General features: G+C 39.7%; 9 protein-coding genes and 1 pseudogene. All 10 read left to right on the top strand.

The genetic code is table 11. The features are described 5' to 3' along the window. Positions 1-182 precede the first annotated feature (182 nt). The 10 genes and pseudogenes from NDQ71_RS10075 (at position 183) to NDQ71_RS10030 (ending at position 12,439) form a co-directional block, all read left to right on the top strand. A complete protein-coding gene (locus tag NDQ71_RS10075; protein WP_301561562.1) occupies positions 183-338 on the top strand; it encodes a hypothetical protein in 156 nt (51 codons plus the stop codon). A gap of 29 nt (positions 339-367) precedes the next feature. Beyond that, positions 368-1,466, top strand: a pseudogene (locus tag NDQ71_RS10070) (ISAs1 family transposase). Positions 1,467-1,744: 278 nt separating this feature from the next. After that, positions 1,745-2,983: a UDP-N-acetyl-D-mannosamine dehydrogenase gene (gene wecC, locus NDQ71_RS10065; protein ID WP_301562668.1), complete on the top strand. Its 1,239-nt coding sequence runs from the start codon at positions 1,745-1,747 to the stop codon at positions 2,981-2,983. Positions 2,984-3,048: 65 nt separating this feature from the next. After that, complete coding sequence (gene wecB / locus NDQ71_RS10060) at positions 3,049-4,164, top strand: non-hydrolyzing UDP-N-acetylglucosamine 2-epimerase (protein ID WP_301561561.1); 1,116 nt, start codon at positions 3,049-3,051, stop codon at positions 4,162-4,164. A 162-nt stretch (positions 4,165-4,326) separates the two neighbouring features. Further along, positions 4,327-4,815, top strand: a complete 489-nt coding sequence (rfaH, locus tag NDQ71_RS10055; protein WP_301561560.1) for a transcription/translation regulatory transformer protein RfaH — start codon at positions 4,327-4,329, stop codon at positions 4,813-4,815. Positions 4,816-5,923: 1,108 nt separating this feature from the next. Then, entirely contained in the window at positions 5,924-7,042 is a 1,119-nt protein-coding gene (locus NDQ71_RS10050; RefSeq protein WP_301561559.1) for a polysaccharide export protein, read from the top strand. 13 nt (positions 7,043-7,055) lie between these two features. Beyond that, a complete protein-coding gene (locus NDQ71_RS10045) occupies positions 7,056-7,490 on the top strand; it encodes a low molecular weight protein-tyrosine-phosphatase (RefSeq protein ID WP_192542882.1) in 435 nt (144 codons plus the stop codon). A gap of 14 nt (positions 7,491-7,504) precedes the next feature. Next, the gene (locus tag NDQ71_RS10040) at positions 7,505-9,739 is read left to right on the top strand and encodes a polysaccharide biosynthesis tyrosine autokinase (protein ID WP_301561558.1); all 2,235 of its coding nucleotides are present in this window, start codon (positions 7,505-7,507) and stop codon (positions 9,737-9,739) included. Positions 9,740-10,764: 1,025 nt separating this feature from the next. Continuing rightward, a complete protein-coding gene (locus NDQ71_RS10035) occupies positions 10,765-11,934 on the top strand; it encodes a dTDP-glucose 4,6-dehydratase (RefSeq protein WP_301561557.1) in 1,170 nt (389 codons plus the stop codon). Positions 11,935-12,079: 145 nt separating this feature from the next. Beyond that, positions 12,080-12,439: a four helix bundle protein gene (locus NDQ71_RS10030; protein WP_301561556.1), complete on the top strand. Its 360-nt coding sequence runs from the start codon at positions 12,080-12,082 to the stop codon at positions 12,437-12,439. Positions 12,440-12,463 lie beyond the last annotated feature (24 nt).

Below are 12,463 nucleotides of genomic sequence, written 5' to 3'. Positions count from 1 at the left end.
TTTTATAGTGCTTATTACAAGCTTTCTTTTGCATGTAATGATAAATCAGAAAATAGAAGTACCGATAATGAAAAAATGAAGTTAATATAAAAATTGCTCAAGATAATTTTAGTATAAAAGCAAGCTAAAAATCTGTACTTGACGTTATATCTAATGATGAAAATCTACCTTCAGTTTATCAAATGTCGGTAGATGAAATATCAAACCAAGGTGAACAATTAACTATTGATCAAAATAATATTATTTATACATCTACAACTCCTTTTTCAGGAGATGATTTTTTTGAATATCACATAACTGCAGGGCGGGATCGCACTTTAAATAAAAGTATGATCTAATAGAGAAAATTCACTTATAGCATTCAATTTTGAGCATCTTAGACCACCTTACTGTTATTGAATAAACGCGTTCTGATACAACCAAAAACATAATTTAATTGATGTTATGTTCTTGATAATTAAAGCCATATCCTCAGGGGAGGGATGGCAAGATATTGAAATTTATGGCGATGAAAAACTCTCATGGCTCAGACAATATCGAGCTTTTAAGCATGGTATCCCTCGTCGGCATACGATAGCACGTATACTACGCAGTGTTGTTGCTGAGTCTCTATTAGACGCTTTAGCGTTGTGGTTAAATGAACAGCGTCAGTCATTAAATAAACCCATCATTGCCTTTGATGGAAAGATGCTACGCGGCTCTTATCTAAATGATAGAAAAACAGCGCTGCAATTAGTAACTGCGTACGATACTGAGCGAGGGTTAGTATTGAGTCAAAAACCGACAAAAACAAAAAACGGAGAAATAAGTGTTGTTCGTCAAATGCTTGATATACTTGATGTAAAAGGAAGTGTCATCACGATGGATGCACTTCATTGCCAACACGAAACACTCGAAATAATTTCAGATAAAAAAAGCACATGTTGTTATTCCGGTTAAGAAAAATCAACCCAAATTGTATGGGGCTGTATCGAATGCATTTCAAGCGGTATTTGATGCACATAAAGAAAAAGTCGTCACACACATTACGCAAGAAATCCATGGTCGTAAAGAAGAGCGCTACGTCTATCAATTAAAAGCGAACCTGCCGACAGAGCTTGCCCAGAAGTGGCCAACAATAAGAAGTATAATCGCAGTTGAACGGTACAGAACAATAAAGAATAAGTGCAGTATAGACACGTCGTATTACATAAGTTCAATGTCACCTAAACACAAAATGCAAGGGCATTATATACGGCAACATTGGCGTATTGAAAATAGTCAAAATTATGTTTTATATGCTGTTTTCAAAGAAGATGAGTGAAGAATAGCGTTAGAGGGGGCAGTTGAAAACCTCGCTTTATTTAGGCGCTTTGTAATGAACATTTTGAGGCAATGCGAATGCGGGGCCCCAAGTCAACGTAGCAAAATCAAAAAGGGCAAGCTTGAGTGATGATTATTGGGCGAGAATATCTTTTGGATTATAAATTAATCAAAGTATGCTCCCGCCCTGATAACTGGTGTGAGTGTTTTTATAAAATGTATAAACTTTAATTTAGCGTCTTGATTCTTTAATATGTATAAATTTAACCTAAGCTCGGTAACAATCTGGGCTTAGGTTTTTTTATGTGTAATAACTATATAATACAAACAATACGAACTAAGTATCCTCTTTTCTTACATGGTATTACTTGCGTATTTATTTTGGCATTTAAGCGTTGAATTAGGTTATAATGCTCGGCAATTTTACCCGTTTGGAGTCATGATGGAATTTAAAAGTGTATCAGTGGTTGGTCTTGGCTATATTGGCTTACCAACAGCAGCTGTTATCGCATCGCGCGGGATCAATGTAATTGGTGTTGATGTGAGCCAACATGCTGTAGATACAATTAATGCTGGTAATGTACATATTGTAGAACCAGATTTAGACATGGTTGTACGCAGTGCTGTTCAGGCTGGTAATTTAAAAGCAACCACTCAGGCCGAAAAAGCGGATGTTTTTATGGTTGCAGTACCAACTCCATTTAAAGATAACTACGAAGCTGATTTAAGTTATATAGAATCGGCTGCTAAATCAATTGCACCGGTGCTAGAAAAAGGCAACTTAGTTATTTTAGAATCTACGTCCCCAGTAGGTGCAACTGAAAAGCTTGCAGCATGGCTAGCTGAAGCCAGACCTGATTTAACATTTCCTCAAACCGCGGGAAGTAATGCTGACATAAATGTTGCTCATTGCCCTGAGCGAGTTTTACCAGGGCATGTATTACGTGAGCTGGTAGAAAATGATCGTGTTATTGGTGGAATGTCAGAAGCTTGCTCGACCAAAGCCGTAGCGCTTTATAAAATATTTGTTAAAGGTGAATGCTTGCTAACTAATGCTCGTACAGCCGAAATGGCAAAGCTAACCGAAAATTCATTTAGAGATGTAAATATTGCATTTGCTAATGAGCTTTCGATGATTTGCGATAAACTAAATATCGACGTTTGGGAATTAATCAAGTTAGCTAATCGCCACCCTCGGGTTAATATTTTAAATCCCGGTCCAGGTGTTGGTGGGCATTGTATTGCGGTTGATCCTTGGTTTATTGTCAGCTCAGCGCCTGACACTGCAAAGCTGATCCGTCAAGCACGTGAAGTAAACGATAGCAAACCACACTATGTATTGAAGCAAATTATAGATGCGGCAGATCAGTTTAAAAAACCAATTATTGCATGTTTAGGTATTGCTTTTAAAGCTGATATAGATGATTTACGCGAAAGCCCAGCATTAGATATAACTAAAATGTTGGCAGAGCTAAAGTTAGCTGAAATACTTGTAGTAGAACCAAATATTCATGCTTTGCCTGAGTCTTTAACTAAGCTAGGTGTTGAGCTTGTTACTATTGAACAGGCATTAGCTCGTAGTAATACATTGGCAGTATTGGTTGACCACAAAGAATTCAAAGCTATACCAAAAGAACATGTGGCTAAAAAAATAATTGTAGATAGCCGTGGTATTTTTTAAATAACACTATTATAAAATTAAAAGCCCGCCAAAAACTTGGTGGGCTTTTATGTTTAGGAAAGTAAATGAAAGTTTTAACTGTATTTGGTACTCGCCCTGAAGCTATTAAAATGGCCCCTTTAGTTTTAGGCTTAGAAAACGCACCGGGGATCGAAGCTAAAGTGTGTGTTACTGCTCAGCACCGAGAAATGCTAGATCAGGTGTTAGAGCTCTTTAAAATTACTCCTGATTACGATTTAAATATTATGAAAGCTGGGCAAGATTTATACGACATCACCAGCAAAATATTACTTGGCTTACGCGATGTACTTGATGACTTTAAACCTGACTGGGTTTTGGTTCATGGTGATACAACAACAACATTCGCAGCCTCTATGGCTGCATTTTACAAGCAAGTTAAAGTGGGGCATGTTGAGGCAGGGTTGCGTACAGGTAATATATATAGCCCATGGCCAGAAGAGGCTAACCGCACCATTACTGGTGTGATAGCTAATCGTCATTTTGCGCCAACGCAGGGGTCAGCCAATAACTTGCTAAGAGAGCATGTAAAGCAAAGCGATATTGTTGTGACGGGTAATACTGTTATTGATGCGCTATTAAAAGTAAAACACGATGTATTAAACTTAACTGAGTATCAAACGCAGTTTAAGGCACAATTTGCTAGCGTAACAAACCAACCATTCGTTTTAATTACTGGGCATAGAAGGGAAAGCTTTGGCGGTGGGTTTGAGCGTATTTGCGAATCCATAGCTACGCTTGCTAAGCAATATCCACAGTATAATTTTGTTTATCCGGTGCACTTAAATCCAAATGTACAAGAGCCAGTAAACCGCTTATTAGCAGGGTTAGAAAATGTAAAGTTAATAGAACCACAAGATTACTTACCTTTTGTATATCTAATGGATAAATCAACACTAATATTGACCGACTCTGGTGGAATTCAAGAGGAAGCCCCAAGTTTAGGTAAGCCAGTACTTGTAATGAGGGATACTACTGAGCGACCAGAAGCTGTACATGCAGGGACAGTGAAACTTGTTGGAACTGATGTATCTAAAATAGTAGGTGCAGTTTCTGAATTACTTTCTGATCGTGCTATTTATCAGGCAATGAGCGTTGCGCATAACCCATATGGTGATGGTAATGCGTGCAGTAAAATTATTCAGTCATTACTTCATGGATAAATTTAACATCGCAAAATACTAAACATATATAGCCCCATTAAACATGAAAACTTTTAATGGGGTTTTTATAGACATCAGCCTAAAGTCGCACGTATAATCCCTGCCGTCTGTAGAAGAATAAAAATAATTAGCAGGCAAAAAGTCAGTATTTTAGGGATTGATATGGATAGTTGGTACTTATTATTTTGTAAATCGAGGCAAGAAGCACGTGCCCAAGTTAATTTGCAAAACCAAGGGATTGAAGCTTTTTTTCCTCAGCTACAAAAACAGCAGCTAATTAAAGGTCGTCGCACTTTTAAGCAATCTGCAGTGTTTCCTAATTACCTATTTGTTCGCTTAAATCCTCACACCGGCAACTTTGCTGCGGTAAAAAATACCCGTGGTATTAGTGGTTTTGTGTCGTATGGCGCATCGTATCAATTAGTTCCAGAACAACTTATCAACGAATTAAAAAATTTCGAGCTAACTCAAGATAGTAATAACTTGCCGCAGCCCGGTGATTTAGTGTGCCTAAATAACGGCTCGTTTAAAGACGTACAAGCAATATTTAAAGAGCCCGACGGCGACATGCGCAGCATTTTGTTGGTAAACCTGCTCAACAAACAAATAGAGATGAGCGTAGATAACAGCGACGTAAGAAAAGTAGGTTAAAGGTTAAAGGGAAGTGACTAGGAGCTAGGAAGACAAAGGTTCTAGGATCTAGCTCCTAAAACCTAGTACCTGTGGTTCCAAATGTAGGAGCCGGCTTTAGCCGCGAATGGTTTCTCAGTGCAGCAAAGCGACTCGGTGCCCTCGGTGGTAAAAATTGTTTTGTAGGCTCGGGTTTATCCCGCGCTTTTAAGCGAAAAAGTAAAAGATTCACCACAGAGAACACCGAGATCACAGAAGAAGGGATAAGAAGTTAGCCCTAAGGGTTTTATAAGTGTTTTCTCGGTGCAGCGAAGCATCTCTGCGCCCTCGGTGGTAAAACAGTTTTGTAGGCGAGTAGCTTGCTACCGCGAAAGGTTTTGTATTTTACAATTTGAATTAAACTGACCAGAACGTAGGAACTGCAACCTAGGGGCGGAAGCGTGTCCGAAGGACTAGACAAGCAAAATTTTTAAGTGATTTATTCACAAAGAGGTTAAGAGGCGCTGCGCTGATGAGGTGCAAGCGAAGGAACTAGGTTCTAGGAAAGAGACTAGGGGCTATGGAAGTGAAATATATTTTTATCTTCTCATTTCCACTCATTTACTTCTCTTTGTGCAAAAAAGTGGTTTTTGTAGCAGCGATTTTATATCGCGTTTTTAAACGAAAAAGTAAAAAATTCACCACAGAACACAGAGCTCACAGAGGAAACAAAAGAGATTCATTTTATATGTATTCTCTCTTCTCTGTGTAGCAAAGCGCCTCGGTGCCCTCGGTGGTAAAAAATTAAGTAAACTAATTCACCACAGAGGCCACGAAGAGCACAGAGGTAGAGATTAAAGGGATTAGTACTGGTTCTAGGGAAGTGAAATATATTTTTGTCTTCTCATTTACGCTCATTTACTTCTCTTTGTGAAAAAATGGTTTTGTTTAGGTGAACTTTAACCTAGAACCTAGAACCTAGAACCTTTTAACTAAATTAACAAAAAAGTTAACTGGTTGCACACTAAACGTGCAGTCAACCTTGCGAAGCAAGGGTAGCCATGCTTTAATTAGCCAGCGAAAATATAACAGCACATATCAATAACTAAGCTGAAAGTTTTAGAATTTAATATTATTTTGGGAATAAACAATGGCGCTAAGCTATAAAACACTTGTAGCATCACTCACGTTGCTAACAATGACAGGTTGTACAATCATCCCCGGTAGCCATTTCGAAGGAATCGAATCGGGTGAACAAACAAAAAACCTAGAACAAGACCTTGAAAAAGTAAATATTCAAATCATCGATTCTTCACTTATTAATGAGCAAAAACTTTCTCAAGCAAAAAATATCAAGCCTTCAAGCCTTGATGGTATTGATGCATCTGATTACGAATACCGTTTAGGTGTGGGGGATGTGTTAACCATTGGTGTATGGGATCATCCTGAACTAACTATTCCAGCAGCAGTGCAACGTACTGCTGAGTTCGATGGTTTTCGCGTGCAAGCCGACGGTACAATTACCTATGCATATGCACCAAATATTCAAGCAGCAGGTAAAACTGTACAACAGATACATGCAGAGTTAGTTAAGCGTTTAAGTCGAGTGATTGAAGATCCGCAAGTTGATATAAAAATTGTTGGTTTTAGAAGCCAAAAAGCTTATATAACGGGCGAAGTTAATAAACCTGGTGTATTACCTGTTACAGAAGTGCCACTCACGTTGATTGATGCCTTAAACCAAGCCGGTGGTTTAACCGCGGCGGCTGATTGGCGTACCGTTACTTTTACCCGTGGTGATAAAACCGAAATTATTAAACTTGATGATTTTTATGCCCATGGTGATATTTCGCAAAATCGTTTACTACAACACGGTGATATAGTGCACGTAAATCGCAACGATTTACAAAAAGTGTTTGTATTAGGTGATGTTAAACGCGCAGGTACAGTTGGGGTTAATCGTTATGGTTTAAACTTGGCGCAAGCGCTTAGTGATTCAGGGGGCTTAAACGAAAACACCGCCGATGCCAATGGTGTGTTTGTACTACGTAAACGTAACTTTGAAACCGACGGTGTTATTGCCGATGTATATCAGCTGCATGCAAAAAATGTAGCGGCGTTGGTACTTGCTGAACAATTCGAACTACAACCACACGATATTGTGTATGTAACCTCTGCACCGCTTGCTCGTTGGAACCGTGTAATTAGTTTACTATTACCATCAATTTCTACAGTTGATGCGGTTAACGATGTAGCTAACACTAATTAAGGGTTAATAAAAGATGTTTGATTCTGTATTAGTGGTGTGTGCGGGCAATATTTGCCGCAGCCCTACGGCTGAATACGTATTAAAAAATAAATTAGTAGGTAAAAACGTAGCGGTATCGTCGGCGGGTTTAACCGCCCTTGAAGGCAAACCTGCTGACGCAGTTGCGCAGCAAATTGCTACCGTTAATGGTATTGACATGAGTGAGCATCAAGGTAGGCAAATTAGCACAAGTTTAGTTGCGCAAAATAGTGTTATTTTAGTGATGGAACAACGCCACCTAAGCGACTTATGCACCCGCTACCCTGAAGCCCGCGGCAAAACCTTTTTGCTAGGTAAGTGGATTGGCGATAAAGAAATACCCGACCCTTACCGCCAAAGCCAAGAGGCCTTTGAGCATGTTTACACATTAATCGATAGCGCCTGTAGCGCTTGGCAAAAGTATTTATAAGGATAGGCTAGTACATGAATGCTCAGCCCACTGCTATGGCAGAAAAAAAACAAAATAGAATAGAACAAGAAAGCCAAGAAATCGATCTAATTGCATTATTAGGTGCATTAATTGATCGTAAGTATTTTATCATTGCTTTAACAGCTGCGTTCATGGTTATGGGGGTTGTGTATGCGGTATTGTCAACACCCGTATACCAAGCAACCGCGATGATCCAAGTGGAAAAAGGCAGTGCCTCGGTCCCTGGTTTTGATGACATGGCCGGTATGTTCGAAAGTACATCGGCTGCTGTTACAGAGATTGAACTGTTAAAATCACGCTCAGTAATCGGTGAAGCAGTAGATACACTAAACCTTGATGTAGTTGCAGGGCCAAAGCTATTCCCATTTATTGGTAGCCGTGCTTACCGCACCTTTACACCAATGACTGAAGGTGGGCTTGCTGAACCTAGCTTTGGGGCAAGCTCGTATGCATGGGGCGGTGAGAGCATTGATGTATTTAGGTTTGATGTACCAAGCTCTGCGATTGGTAAAGGGTTTGTACTAGTAGCTGGTGAGGCTAATAGCTTAACTTTGCTAAACGGTGAAGACGAAGTAATACTAAAAGGTAAAGTAGGCCAAGAGCTAACTAACGGCCAATTTAATTTAACCGTACGCAGTTTAATTGCGCGCCCTGGTACCGAGTTTACCCTAGTACGTAAAGACCGCTTAAACACTATTTTAGATTTACAAGCCGCCATTGGCGCCAGTGAAAAGGGTAAAGACTCCGGTATTATTAACTTGAGCTTGCAAAGCGCAAAACCACATTATGCTGAAAAAGTACTTGACAAAGTAGCGGGTATTTATGTACGCCGTAACGTAGAGCGCAACAGCGCAGAGGCACAAAAATCACTCGAGTTTTTAGAAGTACAGCTACCAGAGATCAAAAAGCAGTTAGAATTTGCCGAGCAACGCTTTAACGATTACCAAATTCAGCGCCAATCTATTAATATTTCCCTTGAAACCCAAGGCGTGCTTGAGCAAGTAGTTAAGCTTGAAACTAAACTACAAGAGCTCGAACTAAAACGCTTAGAATTAGGCCGTAAGTTTAAAAAAGATCACCCCACTTACCAAGGCTTAGTTGAGCAGGTTGATGCAGTAAAAGAACAGCGTAAAGAACTGGTTGGTGAAGTAGGTAATCTACCAGAGACGCAACAAGAGCTGCTGCGGTTAAAACGCGATGTTGAAGTAAGCAACCAGATTTATACGTTACTACTTAGCAAAACCCAAGAACTCGACATAGTACGTGCCGGCACTGTAGGTAATGTGCGTATTATTGACTACGCTGAAGTTAATACCTCAAAGCCAGTGAAACCTAAAAAAGCCTTAATTGTGGTAATGGCGACAATGCTGGGTGGCATGTTAGCGGTGGCCATTGTATTGGTGCAAAAAGCTATGCATAAAGGCGTTGAAGATCCAAATGAGATTGAGGCAATTGGCTTGCCTGTTTACGCCAGCGTCCCGTACTCGGATTACCAAGAAAAACTCACCGGGTTTGGTAAAGCCCGTAAAGGTAATAATAAAGCTAAATCAATATTAGCCCTTGATAACCCAGCCGATTTATCAATTGAGGCTTTGCGCAGCTTACGTACTAGCTTACACTTTGCGATGATGGAAGCGAAAAATAACCTAATTGCTATTTCAGGCCCAAGCCCTGGCGTAGGTAAATCATTTGTATCAGTAAATTTAGCCGCAGTATTGGCGCAAAGCGGTAAAAAAGTACTGATCATCGATGCCGATATGCGCAAAGGCTACTTACAAACTCAATTTGGCTTAAAGTGGGATGACGGCTTGAGTGATTATTTATCAGGGCGTTTAAACCTTGAGCAAGTAACTAAGCAAACTCAGGTTGAAGGGTTGAACGTGATTACCCGCGGGCAAATACCACCAAATCCATCAGAGCTATTAATGCACAGTAACTTTAGCAAGCTAGTGGAAGAAGTAAGCGCAGCATACGATATAGTAATTGTAGATACGCCACCAATTCTTGCAGTAACAGATCCTGCAATTGTAAGTGCTCACACTGGTACTACGTTATTAGTAACCCGCTTTGGCCAAAACCATATTAAAGAAATAGAACTAACCCGTAACCGTTTTGAACAAAACGGCACCGACGTTAAAGGTGTAGTGTTCAACGGCGTACTAAAAAAAGCCAGTAACGCCTACGGCTATTACGGTTACTACAATTACGAATATAAATCGGATAAGTAAAATGTAGCAGCGATTTTATATCGCGACAAAAGAGTTAAATAGTTGCTAGGGAAGTAACTAGCACCTAAAACCTTTGGCTTCAAATGTAGGCGGGGCTTTATGTCGCGCAATTGTAATTAAGAACACGTAAAAATTTGAATGTGAGACATTGCGTTAAGAGATTTTGTAAAGCATGCGTTAATCTCTTCTCGTTTACCCTAGCGCACTTATTTTTGTGTAAATGGTTTATGTAGGTCGGGCTTTGGCCCGAAAAAGAGGAAGGTTCACCACAGAGGCCTCGAAGACTAAAGGTACTAGATTAAAGGTATTAGGAAAGAGACTAGATCCTAAAACCTAGCACCTATGTCTTAAAACGTAGGAGCCGGCTTTAGCCGCGAATGGTTTCTCAGTGCAGCAAAGCGACTCGGTGCCCTCGGTGGTAAAAATTGTTTTGTAGGCATGGGTTTATCCCGCGTTTTTAAGCGAAAAAGTAAAGGTTCACCACAGAGAACACAGAGTTCACAGAGGAAACAAAAGAGATTTGTTTTCTCTCTTCTCAGTGCAGCGAAGCGCCTCGGTGGTAAAAATTGTTTTGTAGGCTCGGGTTTATCCCGCGTTTTTAAGCGAAAAAGTAAAAGGTTCACCACAGAGAACACAGAGTTCACAGAGGAAACAAAAGAGATTTGTTTTCTCTCTTCTCAGTGCAGCGAAGCGCCTCGGTGGTAAAAATTGTTTTTGCTAGATTAATTAGCTTGCTGCTCGTTGCACAAAGCCCGTAGCTGTTTTTAAACTGATTAACCTAGAACCTAGAACCTAGAACCTAGAACCTAGAACCTAGAACCTAGAACCTAGAACCTAGAACCTAGAACCTAGAACCTAGATATTATTTGACACAGTAGCGTAACTAAAAAACGCTATTCTGATTTCTGATTTCTGATTTCTGATTTCTGATTTCTGATTTCTGATTTCTGATTTCTGATTTCTGATTTCTGATTTCTGATTTCTGATTTCTGATTTCTGATTTTAAAACTAATAAAGGATTGATTGTGAAAATTCTCGTTACAGGTGGGGCTGGTTTTATTGGTTCGGCTGTTATTCGCCACATTATTAAAAACACCAGTGACTCAGTTATAAACTTAGATAAGCTAACTTATGCTGGTAATTTACAGTCTCTTGAGTCTATTGAAGGTAGCGACCGCTATACATTTGAGCAAGTTGATATTTGCAATCGAGCAGAGCTTGACCGTGTTTTTAAACAGCACACCCCTGATGCTGTAATGCATTTAGCCGCAGAAAGCCATGTAGACCGTTCGATCACTGGCCCTGCGGAATTTATTCAAACCAACATCGTTGGTACTTACACTCTGTTAGAAGCTGCTCGCGAGTATTGGAATACATTAGATACTAATGCTAAAAATGCTTTCCGCTTTCATCATATATCTACAGATGAAGTGTATGGGGATTTACCGCATCCTGATGATGTGAAGGGTGAAGCGGGAAATGTGAAGGGTGAAAACTCTTTACACTTAGCTCCTCACACCTCACAAAATTTACCCTTATTCACTGAGCAAACGCCTTACGCCCCAAGTAGCCCGTATTCAGCAAGCAAAGCGTCAAGCGATCATTTAGTACGAGCTTGGTTAAGAACTTATGGTTTTCCTACTATAGTAACCAACTGTTCAAATAATTATGGCCCTTACCACTTCCCTGAAAAATTAATACCATTAGTGATTTTAAATGCACTTGAGGGTAAAGACTTACCTATTTATGGTAAAGGCGACCAAATACGTGACTGGTTATACGTAGAAGATCACGCCCGTGCTTTATATAAAGTAGTGACTGAAGGTAAAGTAGGTGAAACCTACAATATTGGCGGACATAACGAAAAACAAAATATTGAAGTTGTGCAAGCTATTTGTGAAATACTAGATGAACTAGCGTCAAGTGAAGCGAGAGATGTAAAGTGTAAAGATGGAAAACCCTTAACAACTTACTCTTCTCTAATTACATACGTAACCGATCGCCCTGGTCACGATAGACGCTATGCGATTGACTCAAGTAAAATGCAACGAGAGTTAAACTGGACACCAGTTGAAACCTTTGAAACAGGACTTCGTAAAACAGTGCAATGGTATTTAGATAATCAGACGTGGTGCCAAAATGTACAAGATGGCTCGTATCAAAGAGAGCGATTAGGGATAGAGAGTGAAGGGTGAAGGGTTAAGAGTGAAGGGTTAAGAGTGAAGGGTAAAACACCACACTTCACACCTCCCCCTTTACACTTCACAAAATGTTAAGGGTTAAGAGTAAAAACAGCTTCCACCTCACAACATCTAATACTCAAAAGTAAAGGGAGGAGCTATGCGCACTCACGAAAATTTAAGAGCTTGGCAATATAGTATGGATTTAGTGGAAGCAATTTATAAAGAAACAGCTAGCTATCCAAACGATGAAAGGTTTGGTTTAATTAACCAGTTGCGCAGAGCTGCTGTATCTGTACCCAGTAATATAGCTGAGGGCGGAGCTAGGGGTAGTGATGCTGAATTTATACGTTTTCTATATATAGCTAGAGGCTCATTAAGTGAAGTGCAAACCCAATTAAAAATTGCTAACCGTCTCGGATTTGCACCATTAAATAAAACAACAGCAGAATTAATAGAAAACACCTTTGCTCAATTGGGTGGGTTAATTAACAGCTTAAAAGCAAGGAAAGAAAAATGATATTAAATAGTAAGGTATTGAGCG

The sequence above is a fragment of the Pseudoalteromonas sp. KG3 genome (assembly GCF_030436385.1).
GTDB classification, from domain to species: domain Bacteria; phylum Pseudomonadota; class Gammaproteobacteria; order Enterobacterales; family Alteromonadaceae; genus Pseudoalteromonas; species Pseudoalteromonas prydzensis.
The sequence above is the reverse complement of the archived record's forward strand: the minus strand, read 5'-3'. Positions and strand labels throughout refer to the sequence as shown.